At 32.7% G+C, this 18,611-nt stretch carries 14 protein-coding genes; 9 read left to right on the forward strand and 5 right to left on the reverse strand.

Annotated features, from left to right (window positions below):
- Positions 1–276: 276 nt before the first annotated feature.
- The 3 genes from nagB to AC1DY0_RS16010 all read left to right on the forward strand — a co-directional run bounded on the left by nagB (position 277) and on the right by AC1DY0_RS16010 (position 6,320).
- A complete protein-coding gene (gene nagB / locus AC1DY0_RS16000; protein WP_477189586.1) occupies positions 277–2,214 on the forward strand; it encodes a glucosamine-6-phosphate deaminase in 1,938 nt (645 codons plus the stop codon).
- A gap of 141 nt (positions 2,215–2,355) precedes the next feature.
- Positions 2,356–4,425 (forward strand): beta-N-acetylhexosaminidase, encoded by a 2,070-nt coding sequence (locus tag AC1DY0_RS16005; protein ID WP_477189587.1) that lies wholly within the window; start codon positions 2,356–2,358, stop codon positions 4,423–4,425.
- Between the two features lie 275 nt (positions 4,426–4,700).
- Positions 4,701–6,320: an ABC-F family ATP-binding cassette domain-containing protein gene (locus AC1DY0_RS16010; RefSeq protein ID WP_477189588.1), complete on the forward strand. Its 1,620-nt coding sequence runs from the start codon at positions 4,701–4,703 to the stop codon at positions 6,318–6,320.
- Between the two features lie 638 nt (positions 6,321–6,958).
- Here the strand turns inward: AC1DY0_RS16010 and AC1DY0_RS16015 are convergent.
- On the reverse strand, positions 6,959–8,002 hold the full coding sequence (locus tag AC1DY0_RS16015; protein WP_477189589.1) for a M43 family zinc metalloprotease: 1,044 nt from the start codon (positions 8,000–8,002) through the stop codon (positions 6,959–6,961).
- A 586-nt stretch (positions 8,003–8,588) separates the two neighbouring features.
- Here AC1DY0_RS16015 and pyrR point away from each other — a divergent pair.
- From pyrR to AC1DY0_RS16045, 6 genes are all read left to right on the forward strand, one after another.
- On the forward strand, positions 8,589–9,128 hold the full coding sequence (gene pyrR, locus AC1DY0_RS16020) for a bifunctional pyr operon transcriptional regulator/uracil phosphoribosyltransferase PyrR (RefSeq protein WP_477189590.1): 540 nt from the start codon (positions 8,589–8,591) through the stop codon (positions 9,126–9,128).
- Positions 9,129–9,197: 69 nt separating this feature from the next.
- Entirely contained in the window at positions 9,198–10,124 is a 927-nt protein-coding gene (locus tag AC1DY0_RS16025) for an aspartate carbamoyltransferase catalytic subunit (RefSeq protein WP_477189591.1), read from the forward strand.
- Positions 10,125–10,132: 8 nt separating this feature from the next.
- Positions 10,133–10,465 (forward strand): ribonuclease Z, encoded by a 333-nt coding sequence (locus AC1DY0_RS16030; protein WP_477189592.1) that lies wholly within the window; start codon positions 10,133–10,135, stop codon positions 10,463–10,465.
- Between the two features lie 163 nt (positions 10,466–10,628).
- Entirely contained in the window at positions 10,629–11,534 is a 906-nt protein-coding gene (locus tag AC1DY0_RS16035) for a ribonuclease Z (RefSeq protein WP_477189593.1), read from the forward strand.
- A 133-nt stretch (positions 11,535–11,667) separates the two neighbouring features.
- Entirely contained in the window at positions 11,668–12,312 is a 645-nt protein-coding gene (gene pdxH, locus AC1DY0_RS16040) for a pyridoxamine 5'-phosphate oxidase (protein WP_477189594.1), read from the forward strand.
- Between the two features lie 176 nt (positions 12,313–12,488).
- On the forward strand, positions 12,489–12,971 hold the full coding sequence (locus AC1DY0_RS16045; RefSeq protein WP_477189595.1) for a CAP domain-containing protein: 483 nt from the start codon (positions 12,489–12,491) through the stop codon (positions 12,969–12,971).
- A gap of 69 nt (positions 12,972–13,040) precedes the next feature.
- Here the strand turns inward: AC1DY0_RS16045 and AC1DY0_RS16050 are convergent, their stop codons facing one another.
- The 4 genes from AC1DY0_RS16050 to AC1DY0_RS16065 all read right to left on the reverse strand — a co-directional run.
- Positions 13,041–14,993 carry an OmpA family protein gene (locus tag AC1DY0_RS16050; protein ID WP_477189596.1) on the reverse strand — a complete coding sequence of 651 codons (1,953 nt, stop codon included), beginning with the start codon at positions 14,991–14,993 and terminating at the stop codon, positions 13,041–13,043.
- 49 nt (positions 14,994–15,042) lie between these two features.
- Complete coding sequence (locus tag AC1DY0_RS16055; protein ID WP_477189597.1) at positions 15,043–15,699, reverse strand: tetratricopeptide repeat protein; 657 nt, start codon at positions 15,697–15,699, stop codon at positions 15,043–15,045.
- A gap of 94 nt (positions 15,700–15,793) precedes the next feature.
- On the reverse strand, positions 15,794–16,705 hold the full coding sequence (locus tag AC1DY0_RS16060) for a PorP/SprF family type IX secretion system membrane protein (protein ID WP_477189598.1): 912 nt from the start codon (positions 16,703–16,705) through the stop codon (positions 15,794–15,796).
- Between the two features lie 139 nt (positions 16,706–16,844).
- On the reverse strand, positions 16,845–18,611 hold a 1,767-nt coding region (locus tag AC1DY0_RS16065), incomplete at its 5' end, for a gliding motility-associated C-terminal domain-containing protein (protein ID WP_477189599.1).

Consider the following 18,611-nt stretch of genomic DNA (forward strand, 5'->3'; position numbering starts at 1 on the left):
AGATTTTTTTAATTGATTTTAAAGGTTTTATAACCAATCGCTCCGATTTGTAAAGTGATTTTACTTTGTTTTAAGAGCTTATTACTATTGAAATTTCTTTTTATTTTTTTAGAAAATAAAAATTTATATATAAACAGAACATATATGGTTTTGTTTCAAAACAACAAGATTTAAAATTATAAGCACAAGATATAAATATTTCAAGTTTAAGAATTTAATGACTTAATAATATTTATATTATACTCTTTCAGATTAAAAATATATAATTATAAAAACATGAGAACTACATCAATTAAAGGTAATGACATCAGCTTCAAAAAAGCAGGTCAGTTTGAAGATACCCGTTTTGAAAAAATCCACAACGTAATTTTTAAAAACTCAGCTGATGCTTCAATAATCGTTGCTCAAGAGATTGCCGATTTAATTCGTTCCAAACAAGAAAAAAATAAAAAGTGTGTATTAGGACTTGCTACAGGTTCTTCYCCAATAAAAGTGTATCAGGAATTGGTTCGTATGCAYAAAGAGGAAGGATTGAGTTTTGATAATGTTGTGACTTTYAATCTGGATGAGTATTATCCTATGCCGAAGGAAAGCAAYCAAAGTTATTATTACTTCATGCACCAGCACCTTTTTAACCATGTTGACATCAGACCCGAAAATATMAATATTCCGGAYGGAACSGTTGCYTTGGARGAYYTGAACCAGTTTTGTGTTGATTATGAAATGAATATCAAAAATGCYGGAGGACTCGATTTTCAATTGTTGGGAATTGGTCGTACGGGACACGTTGGTTTTAATGARCCAGGTTCACACATCAATTCTGGAACTCGAATTATTACTTTGGACCATATCACCAAAGTGGATGCTTCGGGTGATTTCAACGGAATTGGGAACGTTCCMAAAAAAGCGATCACGATGGGAGTTTCAACCATTYTGAGATCCAAAAGAATTGTTTTGATGGCTTGGGGACAAAACAAAGCATCGATTATCAAGAGAACCATTCAAGGCGATATCAGTTCKGAAGTTCCTGCTACTTTTTTGCAAAACCACAACAATACCACATTTGTRTTGGATGAAGGTGCCGCTTCGGAATTRACCAGATTGGAAACACCTTGGTTGGTAGGGGAATGTATCTGGACKGAACAGTTGAAAAACAAGGCAATTGTTTGGCTTTGTCARCATACCGATCAATCMATWCTTAAATTRACMGAYAGRGATTACAACAACAACGGAATGTCCGATTTATTGGCAGCCGGAAGTTCATCATATGATTTAAATATCAATATGTTCAATGTGTTGCAACATACCATTACGGGATGGCCGGGAGGAAAACCAAACACGGATGATTCTCACAGACCGGAAAGAGCAAATCCAKCCAAGAAAAGAGTRATTCTGTTCAGYCCTCATCCGGATGACGATGTTATCTCGATGGGAGGAACATTCGCCAAATTAATCAAACAAGGTCACGATGTGCATGTGGTKTATCARACTTCAGGAAAYATTGCGGTWACTGATGATGAGGCWTTRAAGTTTGCYGAAGTGTGCAATGATTTTACWGARGGAAATAAATCTGGAATTGATTTTCAATCGGTAATWGATTCTATTAATTCTAAACCACTAGGGCAAAGCGATTCTGACGAAGTKMGWAAATTAAAAGGATTGATMAGAAGACGCGAGTCGTACGCGGCAACGAGATACATCGGTTTGAAAGACGAAAACACCCATTTCCTGGATATGCCATTCTATGAAACGGGTATGGTTCAAAAGAATCCATTGGGGCCACAAGATATAGCTATCGTAAAAGATATTATTGAGAAAATCAAACCGCATCAAGTATTTGCTGCAGGGGATCTTGCAGATCCACACGGTACTCACGAAGTATGCTTGAATGCGATTTTTGCGGCCATGAAAGCATTAAAATCAAAACCATTCATGAACGATTGTTGGTTGTGGTTGTATAGAGGCGCTTGGCACGAATGGGATATCCACGAAATTGACATGGCCGTTCCATTGAGTCCGGACGAAGTAATGTTGAAAAGACAAGCCATTTTATACCACCAGTCCCAAAAAGACAGAGTGATGTTCCAAGGAAATGATTCGAGAGAGTTTTGGGTTAGAGCCGAGGACCGAAATAAAAATACGGCAAAATTATACGATAAATTAGGACTTGCCGAATATGAGGCGATTGAAGCTTTTAAACGTTTTGAGTACTAAATACAATACCACTTTTGTTTTGAGTGTTTATTAAAGGGCTAGGCTCTAAGTTTTTGTATGAACTATGAATTCTAGAGTTTAGCACTTGATTTACATCATTTTTTTTGAAATTCAGATTTTTAATATACTTTCTTATATAAAATGAAATACATCATAATTTTTTTATTTGCCTCTATTATTTCATCAGCTCAAATTAGTAAAGAGCAATTAAATATTATGCCGTGGCCTCAAAACATTTCGCTTTCAGAAGGTACATTTCCATTGACAAAGAACTTCAAAGTTAATATCACTGGAGCTCCAAATTCAAGGATATTTATTGGTGCCACTAATTTTTTAAGACGATTGGACGGAAGAACTGGTTTGTTCTTCAATCAAGGCTTTGTAACAGGTTTAAATGAAGTTCCTGATGCAGAATTGCAAATCAATTGTGTTCGATCTGGAAAAATTGAATTGTATGAAGATGAAAGTTATTTATTGGATGTAAGCTCAAATAAGATTACCATAAATGCAACAACAGATGTAGGAGCATTGCATGCACTGGAAACCTTGTTGCAATTGTTGCAAAATAATAATAAATCCTTTTATTTTCCGACTTCTAAAATTTCAGATTTTCCAAGATTTACTTGGAGAGGTTTAATGATTGACGGAGCAAGACATTTTATGCCAGTTGATGTGATAAAACGCAATTTGGATGGAATGGCATCTGTAAAGATGAATGTTTTTCATTGGCATTTAGTAGATGATCAAGGTTGGAGAATCGAAATGAAAAAACATCCGAAACTGATACAAATGGCATCGGATGGAAATTATTATACTCAAGAAGAAATAAAAAGTGTTGTAAAATATGCTGCGGATAGAGGGATTTTGGTAGTTCCAGAACTGGATGTACCAGGCCACGGAACGGCTATATTGACTGCTTATCCAGAAATAGGAAGTAAAGTGGTGAACTTGCATTTAAATTCAGGTGAAAAAGGACAACAGTTTACACAAATACAATCTTATAGTTTGGAAAGAAATGCGGGGATTTTTTCACCTACATTAGATCCTTCAAATCCAAAAACGTACCAATTATTAAGTGAATTCTTTGATGAAATCTGTCCGCTCTTTCCCGGTAAATTTTTTCACATAGGGGGTGATGAAAACGAAGGGAAAGACTGGGACTCAAATCCTAAAATTCAAGAATTCAAAAAGAAACATAATTTAGCAAACAACCATGAATTGCAAACGTATTTCACGATGCAATTAATTCCAATGCTCAAAAAGCATAATAAAGAATTAATGGGGTGGGAAGAAATCATGACTAAAAATATGTCCAAAGATGCTATTATACATTCTTGGAAAGGAAGTAATGAGGGAGTTCCAGCTGGTAAATCTCTTATTGACGCTGTAAAAGGAGGATACAAAACGGTATTATCCAATGGATTTTATATTGATTTGGTTTTTGGAGTTGAAGATCATTATAAAGTTGACCCAATGCCGAAAAATGTTGCACTAACTGATGAAGAAAAAGCTAGGATTTTGGGAGGTGAGGCTGTTATGTGGTCAGAATTGGTGACGCCAGCAACCATTGATTCCAGAATTTGGCCAAGAACTGCGGCCATTGCCGAACGTCTTTGGTCCAATGAAAATATTACAGATATCAATAGTTTGCGTAAAAGACTAAATACAGTTTCTTTCAGATTGGAAGAACTTGGATTGACACACTTAAAGAGCAAAGAGGGATTGTTGAGAAATATTAGCAATAATCAAAAAAATGAAGCATTACTTGATTTGTCTAATGTTTGTGAACCACTTAAACAGTATACAAGAAATAGTGGAGGGACTGAATATCAAATGTATTCGCCGTTGACTTTATTTGCCGATGCTTGTACTCCAGATGCATTTGATGCAGTAGGATTTGATGGTGCTGTAAGTAATTATTTGAATAATAAAACAAATGAAAATCAAATTATTGTTGCTAATTATTTAAATAAATGGATTAAGATGAATAAAGACTTAATAACTTTAAGTAATGATGCACCTCTAGTCCAGCCACTTTTACCTTTGGCTAAAAATTTAAATGATATATCAGAGCAACTTTTGCTTAAAATAAATAAACAGAGTATAGATGCTTCTGTATTGAATGAATTACTAGAGAAATGTAATTCGAAAGAACATGCCGATGTTGAATTAGCGGTATATAATAGCTTGAAAAAGTTAGTTCAAGCTTGATTTAAATTCAAAAATAAAAGTTGTAATAGTTAAGATTGAGTTTGGTTATTTACATTTTAATATGATTTTTTATTTTGAATTGCTATTGTTTTTCTGTGAAAACAATATCTCTAAACCTGGTAATTCGTTGCCAGGTTTTTTTGGTTTTTAATGTATAGATTCAAAATCAGATAAGAATTGTTGGAAATTTATTAATAAACTAATTGTTGTTTTTGAGTAAAAAATATTTGACATTTTTTTGTACTTTTGCACAAAATTTTAATAAAGAGACATTCATGTTAACAGTCAATAATTTATCAGTTCAGTTTGGCAAACGAATTTTGTTTGACGAAGTAAATACAACCTTCACACACGGAAATATTTATGGAGTTATTGGAGCCAATGGTGCTGGAAAATCAACTTTTCTTAAAATAATTGCAGGTGATATCGACCCAACTTCGGGACATATTCATTTGGAACCAGGAAAACGTATGTCGGTTTTAAACCAAAACCACAACATGTTTGACGAACATACGGTATTGGAAACCGTGATGATGGGTAATAAAGTTTTATATGCTGTGAAAACAGAGATGGACGCCCTTTATTTGGATTACAATGATGCAAACGCAGATAGAATAGGGGAGTTACAAGTACAATTTGAAGAAATGAACGGTTGGAATGCCGATTCTGATGCAGCTTCAATGCTTTCTAATCTTGGAATTTCTGAGGATAACCATTATACATTAATGGGAGATTTGGAAGGAAAAATTAAAGTGAGAGTACTTTTGGCACAAGCGCTGTTTGGAAATCCAGATTTATTAATCATGGATGAACCTACCAATGACCTGGATTTTGAAACCATTGCTTGGTTGGAAAATTTCTTGGCAAACTATGAAAATACAGTAATCGTAGTTTCTCACGACAGACACTTCTTGGATTCAGTTTGTACACATATATCGGATATTGATTTTGGTAAAATAAATCATTATTCAGGGAATTATACTTTTTGGTATGAATCCAGTCAATTAGCTGCTAAACAGCGCGCTCAACAAAACAAAAAAGCCGAAGAAAAGAAACAAGAATTAGAAGAATTTATTCGTCGTTTTTCTGCGAATGTTGCTAAATCTAAACAAGCTACTTCTCGTAAAAAAATGATTTCTAAATTGAATATTTCTGAAATTAAACCTTCTAGCCGTCGTTATCCTGCGATTATTTTTGATCAGGATCGTGAAGCTGGAGATCAAATTTTGAATGTGCAAAATTTAAGCGCTTCGATTGATGGTGAAATTTTGTTTAAAGGAGTTGATTTGAATATGGCCAAAGGCGATAAAATTGTTCTTTTCTCTAAAGATTCTCGTGCTACAACAGCCTTTTATGAAATATTAAATGGAAATCAAGAACCAGATGCTGGTGAATTTGATTGGGGAGTTACCACAAATCAAGCGTATTTGCCAGTAGAAAATCATTCTTTTTTTGAAAATGATTATACTTTAGTTGATTGGTTACGCCAATGGGCAAAAACAGAGGAAGAACGCGATGAAGTTTTTATTAGAGGTTTCCTTGGAAAAATGATTTTTTCTGGTGAAGAGGCTTTAAAGACAAGTCGTGTTTTATCAGGAGGAGAAAAAGTTCGTTGTATGTTGTCCCGAATGATGATGGAACGTGCTAATATCCTAATGCTAGATGAACCTACAAATCACTTGGATTTGGAATCTATTACTGCTTTCAATAATTCATTGAAAAACTTTAAGGGTTCAGTTATTTTTACAACTCATGACCATGAATTTGCCCAAACTGTAGGTAATAGGGTAGTTGAATTAACACCAAATGGCGCTATCGATCGTTATATGACTTTTGATGAATATTTGGATGATGAAAAAGTTCAAGAATTAAGAATAAAAATGTACACTAAATAAGCTTTGATTGCAAAAAAAAGAAACCCTTTCCCTATCATAGAGAAAGGGTTTTTTTATTTTTATTAAAACACGTGACATAGATTAAGGAAGAAGTTCCATTGTTTAAAAGAGAAATGCAATTGTTTGAACAGGAAATACCAATACTTTAGCAAGAGGCTTCATTGTTTTAACATAAACTGTCATTGTTACAGCATGGGATCTCATTGTTTGAACACGAACTGCCATTGTTACAGTAAGAAACCTCATTGTCTGAACCTGAACTACCATTGAGAAAAGAAAAGAAAAGTTTGTGTTTGATTTAAATCTATGAGCTCTGGCACTGAAGTAATACTATTTATTTGGATAAATAAACGTGTATGTATTAATACAACTTGATATTGTCTCGTAGTAGTTTGTAAACCTAGTTTTGTAAATAAGTTTTATTCTTGTGTTTTTAAGGTTTATTGTTACTGTTTCGTAAGTGAATAAGATGCAAATTGTTTTAACAAAAATGTATTCTTAAGAATAATTAAGTTCAATAAATTATAGACTCCTGCATTTATGTGGGAGTTTTTTTTGTAATTAAGGTAAAATCAAAAAGAGGTGTTTCAAAATTTTGAAACATCCTCTTTTCATACTATTCTAAACTTTGTGAAAAATTATTGTACCCCAGTCGAACTAAGGTTTGTTGTTTGCCAAATGGTTTGTCTCGCTACATGATGCATGGCTGCATCCATGCGACCGACTTGTCCTAAAGTAAACATTTTGTAACAACCTCCTGCTCCTGCATATCCCATATAATTTTCAACATTTACACGTTTTGCGGAACAATTAGTTTGAGTAGAACAGTTGTCAGCACTCGTGGCCTGTGGTGTGTCACAAACTTTGTCTCCTGTCGTATCACATAAATTCTCATTTGTCAATGAGCATCCATCTTGAAAAGAGTGAATTAAATTTAGCCAGTGACCAAATTCATGAGAAAGTGTGGACGAAAACTCAGAATCCGTGTTTCCATAAAGATATCGCCCATTGTACACAATTCTTGCAATTTTACTATCAGACATTGCTTTATCGGGATACCAAGCAACACCGGAATTATTCAGTTTATTGTCACCATATAAATCCAACTGAATATACACATTACAGTACTTGTAGTTATCCCACGCATCAGCTTGAATTGCTTTGATTGCCGTTGGTTTAGTGCCTCCATATCCTTTTGCGCTTGGATGGAAAATTATTCCTGGAGTAGGGTTGCCATTTGGATCTATTTGTGCCAATTTAAAAGTTACATTAAAAGTGGAGCGAATTGATTGAAAAAAAGGATCAACAGTTCCATAATCAGAATTAAGACCGTGAAAATCTTCGTTTACTTTTTCTAAGGCTGTTATAATCGTTTGTTCATTCACAGTTTTTCCAGCAAAATCAGTTCCATAAACATGAAATACAACTGGGATAACATAACTACTTGCAAGCATTTTACTAGTAGAAATACTTTTAACACGATTCTGTGTATAAAGATCAAAATTTTCCATTTGAGTGCGAGCCAATGGGTTTTCGGCATAATACTGTGCCATCACTTGGTCGGTCAAACAGGTTCCGTTCGGTTGTTGATCATTTGTAGCTTCAACATTGGATTCTTTTTTTTCTTGTTCGCAACTTAGAACAAGGAAAACAAGAGTAACATAAAAAAAGACTTTTTTCATTTTTTTTTTTTTTGGTTTTGGTTAATAATAAATAGGTTTAAAGTTGTAGAATAGTATCTTTTAAATGAATGTATAAGTTGATTAAGTTAAATTCTGAATTTATAGAAATTCATATTCTAATTCGAATGTCAAATGTAGGATAACTAACCAGTGAAAACTTATAGATAATTAGCAGAAACTGATGATATAATGGCTTTAATTATCGTTATTTCAATGTGTTAGTATAAAAATGACGACAATGAGTTAAAATTATAGCAAATCAGTAATTATTTTAAAATCATCAGATAATTGATGTTATTTAAAAAAATAAAATGCCTTATAAAGAACTGAGAACAGTATTAATCCATAGATAAATGTTAAAAAGATTCTCTTCTAAGAAATATATTTGGCATAAGGCAACATGGATTTCTTTTAGGAAAAAAAGAAATAATTTTTCTGGTGTTGCAATTAATAAATCCTAAAACGGAATTTGTATATTTGCTCAACCAAACCTGCGGATGTTTTGAAATAGCAAATGACAAATATTGCATTTCAATAATAATACGAATGATGCCGTAAATCTTTTAAAAACAAATAATTGCTAAATATGAATCAAAAAGTGTTACTCAATTCAAAAGAAGTCAATATTATTTTGAATCGTTTGGCTTGTCAATTAATTGAAAAACATCTTGACTTTTCTGATACTGTTTTGATAGGGATTCAGCCTAGAGGAACATTTTTGGCAGAACGATTAAAAGAATTATTAGAAAAAGAATATCACATACCAAATGTATCTTTGGGATATTTGGATATCACTTTTTTTAGAGATGATTTCCGCAGAACCAATAAGCCTTTGGAAGCCAATAAAACACAAATTGATTTTTTAGTAGAAGAGAAAAAAGTAATCTTCATTGATGATGTATTGTATACTGGACGTAGTATTCGTGCTGCTTTGACAGCTATTCAATCTTTTGGGAGACCTTCAGGAATTGAATTGTTGGCATTAATTGATCGTCGTTTTAGTAGAGACTTACCTATCCAACCAGATTATCGAGGTCGTCAAGTTGATGCGATTAATGGTGAAAAGGTAAAAGTTTGTTGGGCTGAGCAAGATGGAGAGGATGGTGTTTATTTAGTGACCAATTAGATTTGGTTACTCAAAAATAAAACGAAACTCCATATTAAGAATTATAAAAATCTGAAAATCTAAACAATAATGAGCGAATTAAGTGTAAATCATTTATTAGGTATTAAATATATTAATGAAAATGATATTAACCTGATTTTTGAAACTGCCGATCATTTTAAAGAAGTAATTAATCGCCCGATAAAGAAAGTACCTTCGTTGCGTGATATTACAATTGCTAATATTTTTTTTGAAAACAGTACACGAACAAAATTATCATTTGAATTAGCTCAAAAACGTTTATCTGCTGATGTTATTAGTTTTTCGGCAGCACAATCTTCAGTGAAAAAAGGAGAAACATTAATTGATACCGTAAACAATATTCTTTCGATGAAAGTGGATATGGTAGTCATGAGACATTCAAATCCTGGAGCCGCTTATTTTTTATCAAAAAATGTTAAGGCAAGTATTGTAAATGCAGGTGATGGAGCTCATGAACACCCAACACAAGCTTTATTAGATAGTTATTCAATTAGAGAAAAATTAGGAGATGTAGCGGGAAAAAAAGTGGTTATTGTTGGTGATATTTTGCATTCTAGAGTGGCACTTTCCAATATATATGCTTTGCAAATGCAAGGTGCGGAAGTTAAAGTTTGCGGACCGAAAACACTTATCCCAAGGTATATTGAATCACTTGGAGTAACAGTTGAACCTAATTTGCGTAAAGCGCTTGAATGGTGTGATGTAGCAAATATGTTAAGAGTACAAAATGAAAGGATGGATGTTAATTTTTTTCCATCAACTAGAGAGTACGCACAGCAATATGGAGTTGATAGAACTTTATTGGATTCACTCAATAAAGAAATTGTAATTATGCATCCAGGACCTATAAATCGTGGTGTCGAAATTACAAGTGATGTAGCCGATTCACAACAATCGGTGATTTTAAATCAAGTAGAGAATGGTGTTGCTATCAGAATGGCAGTTATCTATCTTTTAGCATCAAAAATCCAATAAAAAACACTATGAAAGTTACTTCAAAAGGACATACTATTATAATTAAAGATACTGAAGGAGATATTGTAGAATTTCTAGAGAAAATAAATAGTCAATACAATAGTTTTAAAGAGCATAATCTTATTTTAGATATTTCTCACGACAAATCAGTTGATGTAAAGTCAATTAAGATTTTTTCTGAGCTAGCCAAAAAGCATAAAAAAGAAAAAAAATCTTTGGTTTTTGTTGTTCAAGATTTAGACTATAATAAAGTTCCAGTTTCTATTACAGTTGTTCCAACCCAATTGGAAGCTCAAGATTTGATTGAAATGGATGAAATTGAAAGAGATTTAGGTTTTTAAGATTGTTTAATCGGTTGTTTGTTTATTTGTTTAATCGTTTATTTGTTAGATAAATATAAAATTGGATTTAAATAAAAAATCTAGAAAATTATTTTTTAAACACGCTTTCAATCAACTTTAAACGATTAAACAAATAAACGATTAAACGATTAAACGAAAAAAATTGAAACTTACCATATTAGGCTGTTATGCCGCTACTCCTCGTACTTTTACCAATCCCACCTCCCAGGTTTTAGAAATTAAAAACAGACTTTTTTTGATTGACTGTGGTGAAGGAACTCAAGTACAATTGCGTAAAAACAAATTGAAATTTTCAAAAATCAATCATGTTTTTATTTCTCATTTACATGGTGACCATTTTTTTGGATTAATTGGTTTGATATCCACTTTTGCACTTTTAGGGCGCACTACAGATTTACATATTTATGGTCCAAAAGGAATTAAAGAGATAATCGATTTACAATTAAAATTATCAAATTCATGGACTAATTATCAATTATTTTTTCATGAATTGGAATCGAAGGAAAGTGTAATCGTTTATGAAGATGATAAAGTAATCGTAAAAACCATTCCATTAAAGCATCGCGTTTATACAAATGGTTTTTTATTTCAAGAAAAAATAGGGGAGCGCAGACTTGATTTGAATGCTGTTCACGACTATGAGATCAATACTTGTTATTATCAGAATATCAAAAATGGAAAAGATATCACTCTTGAAGATGGTCGGATAATTGCCAACGATAAATTGTCATTTGATCCAATTCTTTCTTTGAGTTATGCTTTTTGTTCGGATACCAAATACAATGAAAATATAATTCCTTTAATAGAAAATGTTACGGTGTTATATCACGAATCTACATTCTTGCAATCGGAAGAAACATTGGCACAAAAAACTATGCATTCAACAGCCAAAGAAGCAGCCAAAATTGCTTTGAAAGCCAATGTAAAACAATTAATTTTAGGTCATTATTCTACTCGTTACGATAGTATTGATTTGTTTAAAAAAGAAGCTGAAACCATTTTTAAAGAAGTACTGTTGGCTGATGATGGCAAAAGTTTTGAATTTTAAAATGGATAGTTAGATTTCTAGATTTTTAGACTGTAAGATACTAAATGTAAAAAAAAGTATTTTTAACAATCTAAAAGTCCAACAATCTAAAAGTCCAACAATCTAAAAGTCCAATAATCTAATATTCTAAACAATGAATGATTTAAGTAATTATAGAAAATCATATGAGAAAAGCGAATTATTAGAATCGTCAATTCCTGAAGATCCAATTAATCTTTTTAATAGATGGTTTCATGAAGAGGAAGATTTTGATGGCGCTGGAGAAGTCAATGCGATGACTGTTTCTACAATTGGCTTGGATGGTTTTCCAAAATCACGTATCGTTTTGTTGAAAAAATTCAATGAAGAAGGTTTTGTTTTTTTTACAAATTATAATTCGGAAAAGGGTAGGGCTATAATTAATAACCCAAAAATTTGTCTGTCTTTTTTCTGGGAAAGTATGGAACGACAGGTAATTATAAAAGGGATAGCCCAGAAAACTTCAGACAATATTTCTGATGGGTATTTTGAGTCAAGACCTGATGGCAGCAAATTGGGCGCTATAGTTTCCAATCAAAGTGAAGTTATTCCTTCTCGAAATTATCTTGAAGAGAGTTTAAAGCAATTAGAAAAAGATTTTGAAGGAAAAGAAATTCCTCGACCAAAGCATTGGGGAGGTTTTTTGGTAACTCCTTTAGAGGTAGAGTTTTGGCAAGGAAGACCCAATCGTTTGCATGATAGAATTCGTTATACTCTTCAAGAAGATTTTTCATGGATGATTTCTCGTTTAGCTCCATAATGTAGGAATTTAATATTTTTTTTTATAAATTTAGTGTAGTTCATCGATTTTTTTTGGTAGTTCAAGGATTAGTAAGTTAATTTGAATAATAATCTAAACCATTAACATTAAAGCAGTTTGCCCCCAATCTACTTTAAATTTAAACTACTATCATTATGTATTCGAAATTATTTCGCATGTCTTTTTTTGTTGTGATTTTGACTTTTATAGTTTCCTGTACAGCTGAGGATACTGGATCACAAGAATCTTCTGAAAGCTTGCCAATTGTATTGAACTACGATTATAGTCCAGTAGAATTAGAAACAATGACATTGATTAATAATTATAGAGTAAGTATAGGTTTGAATGCTTTAGAAAAAATTAATCATATTTCATATAAATCTGAAGAGCATGATAATTATATGATTGCTAATAATGTAGTAAATCATAATGATTTTGAGGCACGTTCATCAAATATTATGAAAGTTTTACATGCCAAAAATGTAAGTGAAAATATAGCTTACAATTATAATAGTGCCCAAGGTGCATTTGATGCTTGGTTAAGAAGTGAAGGTCACAAAAAAAATATAGAAGGCGATTTTACACATTTTGGTATTTCAATCAGAGAAAATCCTGTAACGGGAAAAAAATATTATACCAATATCTTCGTTAAGATTTAAATTCAGAATATTATAAAAACAAAAAAACTACCTAAATGGTAGTTTTTTTGTTTTTATAATTAATGCTAATTATAGAGCCGTTATGATAAATTCGCTGCGTCTATTTTGTTGATGCTCATCTTCGGTACATTTTACTCCATCAGAACAATTATTAATTAATTTATTTTCTCCATAACCTTTACTGCTTAGTCTATTTGGAGCGACACCATTTTTGATTAACCAATCTTTTGTTGATTTTGCTCTTCTGTCCGATAATCCTTCATTGTATTTGGCAGAGCCACGGCTATCGGTATGGGAACGAATATCAATTTTCATATTTGGATATTGGTTCATTACATCCAATATTTTTGCTAAATCCAAAGCGGCTTCGTCTCTAATAATGGCTTTGTCAAAGTCAAAATATATCCATTTAATTCCGAAGCATTTGCCTAAATCATCACCTACAACCACTTTACATAACGCTTTTTCAAAAGCTAAATTCAATTCAGTTTTACAATCGTTTTCTGCAATTGTAACTGTTTTTTCTGTAGTAGTATAATCTTCTTTTTCGGCTCTAACACTATATGTTTTGTTGGCTTCTAAATTAGTGAATGAATAATTGCCATTAGAATCAGAATCAACACTACTGATTATTTTATGTAGATCATTATAAAGGGTTACTTTGGAATTTGGCAGAACTTTTGCGGTAGCCATTTCTGTTATGGCTCCATTTAATTCAGGTTTACACTTAGGGATAAGTCTTTTAGTTTCCAAAAATTGATAAATATCATCATAACCCTTTCCTCCATCTCTATTAGAAGAGAAAAATCCAATTCGATTTTTTGTATTTATTAAATAGGCAAAATCATCTTTTGGAGAATTGACATCTGCTCCTACATTTTGTACTTCACCGAAAGTTCCATCTGGATTAATTTTGGAGACAAAGATATCTAAACCACCAAGTCCAGAGTGTGTATCGGAAGCAAAATAGATTTCATTTTCATCACTTACAAATGGAAATGTTTCTTTCCCAGGAGTATTAATTATTTTTCCCAAATTTTCAGGAGTTCCGTAGCTGCCGTCACTATTGATACTAGCTTTAAAGATATCGGATTCACCGATTGTTCCAGGCATATCCGAAACAAAATACAATGTTTTTTCATCAGGGCTAAGTGCTGGATGTGCTGTGTTATAATTGTTACTATTAAATGGTAATTCAGTAACATTTCCCCAATCATCGTTTACAAAACTAGCTTTGTATATTTTTATTAGGGTAACTTTATTCTCATCTTTTCCTTTTTTTCCATCCAAATAATTATTTCTTGTAAAGTACATAGTTTTACCATCTTTGGTGAAAACAGCACTGGCCTCATGGAATTTTGATTTTACGCTTTTTGAGAATTTTATTGTTTTGGAAGGAATTAATGAATCACCAGTTAAATTTGCTTCATACAAATTTGTAAAGTATTGATCAGTCCATGTATGTTTTCTTTGTCCCAAGCTTCCTGTATCCCTTGAAGATGTGAAAACTAGATTGCTTTCATTATAAAAAGAACTTCCATAATCAGAGTACTTAGAGTTAATTCCAGCATCTTTTATTTTATATCTTCCAGAATTGGCTTTAATTTTATCTAAGTAATTTACTTCCTGGATATAAATTTCACCTTTTTTATCGTTTCCTGATTTTTCATTATAGATTTTAAGCATTTCATCAGCTTTTTTGGTATCGCCTACAGATCTAAGACAGTAAGCATATCTATAATAGTATACAGGGTCCACATCTGTTGTTAAGACAAATAATTGGTCATACCATTTTACAGCCTTATCTAACTCAGAATTAAAGAAATATGCATTACCTAATTTTTGGTACATATCAGGTGATTGATATCCTTTTTCGGCAATTCTTTCGTATGTTTTTATTGCGTCAATATAGGCGTAATTATCGTATTTTTTATCTGCACTCGATACTTTGGCTTTTTGCGCATAATTGCTGAATGAAGCAAAGCAAAATATCGTTAGGTAAAGTACTGTAATGTTTTTCATAATAATTATTTTTAGAGATCTATAATTGTCTTCTGGATTATTGTTAACATTATTTACTAGATTTGTTACTAGATAATTGATTGAATTTTTTAAAAAATTCGTCGGCTTGTTCTGTCTTACCCATTGCTTTTAAAGCTATAGAATAACGATAATAATATTCAGGTTCCAAATCAGTAGTCAAACTGAATAATTTGCCATAGCATTTTTCTGCTTTTTCTAATTCATCATTGAAAAAATAAGAATTACCTACTTTTTTCAACATATCTATTGACTCGTAGCCTTTATCTGAAACTCTCTCATAAGTTTTGATAACATCAATATAGGCATATGAGTCTGTTTTTTTTGGTTTATCAGAGATTGATATTGCTGAACTTTCAATTTTCTTCAGAGAATCTGATGATTTTAGAGTAGGCTCAACGTGTTCGACTATTACTACATCCTCATATACAGGTGTTATTGTTCTTTTATTATTTGGACCTAAATCATAAGTCCGAATTAGTTTAGGATCCCTTACATCGTATACAGTTTTGAAACCTCCAAATTTCAATGGACTAGTTTCTTCTACATGGTAATATTTTATTTTTTTATTAGTTTTTTCATTCTTACTATTTGAATTGACTTTAGTTTCTTCTATTTTTTTTTGTGTCCAACAATTGAATGAAAATAAACTTACAATTACAGTATAAAGTAGTATTTTACTTTTCATAATATTTGTTTAAAAAATTAAACGCTTTTTATTTAGTACTTAAGATTTGATCTAAATCTTCTTATCCACTAAAAAGGTAAAATATTTTATTGGATTAAAAGAATCTAGGAGTCAACATTTTGCTGTTTTTCTTAAATACTTCATAACGTAAAAAGATTTCGTGGGAACCAGAGTTGTAATTGTCTAGTTCTGTAGTTTCAAAATCATAACTGTATCCAATATAGAAAGCATCTGAAACTTGGAAACCAACCATTGCACTCATTGAAGCGCTCCATCTATAGGCTAAACCAACCACAAATTTTTCATTGAACATAAAGTTTCCGGAAACATCGACTTGCAAAGGAGATCCTTCCACTAGTTTAGTCATGAAAGTAGGTTTAAATTTTATTGTAGGGGTAAAATCGAAAACATACCCACCTATCAAGTAGTAATTCATTTTTTCTTTATAAATGGATACATCATTGTCATTATAGGCATCAGTTTCTATAAAGTTAGGAATTGAAAAACCTATATAGGCTTTGTGTGAATGTAAATAAATACCAGCACCGATATTGGGTGAAAATTCATTGTCAAAATTTTGAAATTCTAAATCGTCTTGATCTTTTGGATTTAATTTATTCACATCTATGCTAAATAGATTTGCAGTTCCTTTCAGACCAAATGATAATTTATACGATTCAGATACTGGAATTGTATATGATATATCTGCTGATATTGAATTGCTAGTTGATGGACCAATTTCATCATTTATTATAGAAACACCTAATCCTAATTTACTATTATTAAATGGTGTGTTTACAGACAATGTATTTGTAACAGGAGCTCCATCAAGGCCAACCCATTGTGTACGATGCAAAGCAAAAAAGCTTAAGGCGCCTCTCGAACCTGCATATGCAGGATTCACATTTATTGTGTTGTACATATATTGAGTATATTGAGCATCTTGTTGCGCATAACTTACAATGGCTGTAAACATCATAACGATTGAAAATAATTTTGTTTTCATAGTTAGCTATTTGTTGGTTTAAATTGACTATTTTTCAATAGCATAGTTTTGAGGATTTATTGATTTTTTTTGTAGTCTTTTTATTAAAGATGATAAAAATACTCCAAGGATAACTCCTTAGAGTATTTTCAAGTCCAATTTATTTTAGTAAATAGAGATAACCATCTTTTTTCATTTTTTGAGTATTGCCAAGACCATCAACTGTGTCGTAACTTAGGATATAGAAATATGTTCCTGTAGGTAAACCTTCATTTTTACTAATTGTTGTTCTTCCTTCAGATTTCCCTCTAAATGCATTACCTTCATTGTTATAACCGTCTCTTTCGAAAACTAATATTCCCCAACGATTGAATATTTCAACTCTTATGTTTTTATAACAATCGTTATTTTCTAAGTTATCAATTTTGAAAAAATCATTTTTTCCATCTTCATTTGGAGAGAAAGCATTGTGAACAACTAAAGTTTCACAAGGAAGTACATTACATTTGTTATTAACTCCTATTTCCAAAAATATACTTCTTGGACAATTACCAGTAATTTTATATTCAAAATTGTAAATGCCTACCGCCACTCCAAAAGGATTTAGAAGATTTCCTTCTAATGCTCCCATATTGTTCGTATCAATCCAGGTTCCGTCTGTCGGAGTTCCTACAGGAAGAAAATCAGATAAATTCACTTTGGTTGTGTCATCGTTACAAGGGAATTTTTCTGGATCAACTGCTATAGTAACAGGTTCTTTTCCTGTCACATCTATTGTAATTGTTGATGTTGCGCAATTTGTTGGATTTGCAGCTTCGCAAACTTGATATTCAAAAACATATTCACCAGCAGCTACTCCATCTTTAAATTTTACATTTCCGTTTTCATCAATTTCGATATTTTCTCCGATAGCAGTTAACAGTTTAAATTTAAAATCTGAGATGCTTGCTGTATGCCCATTCAATAAATCGTTGGCAAGTGCATTACGGATTGCATCACCTATAGAACATTGGTCCACACTAAACAAATCAGGTGTTGCTTGTATTGGCAGAGGGAGCACTTTAATGATATAGGTTGATGTGGCTGTAGCCGAACCGCAGGCATTATTACTGGTTACGGTTAGGGTCAATGTCACGGTTTTCCCCCCGTCAGCTGCTACCGCAGTATAGGTAGGAGTGAGTGTGGTTTCATTAGTCAATGAACCGGCTCCGTTGTGGGTCCAAGAGATGCTTCCGTTGGAGGCAGTTGCTCCGCTTACCGTTGCCGAGCCATTGGTAAAGATGGTTTGGCTTCCTCCATTGGCAGATGCCTGAGGTAATGCATCCACGTTCACGGAATAGGTTGATGTGGCGATAGCCGAACCGCAGGCATTATTACTGGTTACGGTTAAGGTCAGTGTCACAGTTTTCCCCTCGTCGGCTACAGCCGCAGTATAGGTAGGAGTGAGTGTGGTTTCATTAGTTAACGTCCCGGCTCCATTATGGGACCAAGAGATGTTTCCATTTGAAGCAATGGCTCCGCTTACCGTAGCCGTTGCATTGGAACAGATTGTTTGACTTCCGCCAGCTGCAGAAGCTTGAGGTAATGCATCCACATTAACGGTATAAGTTGATGTAGCTTTTGCAATTCCGCAAGTATTGTTACTGGTAACGGTCATGGTCAAGGTCACAGTATTGCCTTCATCTTCGGCCGCTGCAGTATAGGTTGGGGTCAATGTGGTGGCATTGCTCAACGAACCAGTTCCGTTATGTGTCCAAAGGATTGTTCCATTTGAAGCAGTGGCTCCGCTTACCGTAGCCGTTGCATTGGAACAGATGGTTTGACTTCCGCCAGCTGCAGAAGCTTGAGGTAATGCATCCACATTAACGGTATAAGTTGATGTAGCTTTTGCAATTCCGCAAGTATTGTTACTGGTAACGGTCATGGT

The organism is Flavobacterium sp. P1_E4 (genome assembly GCF_056405915.1).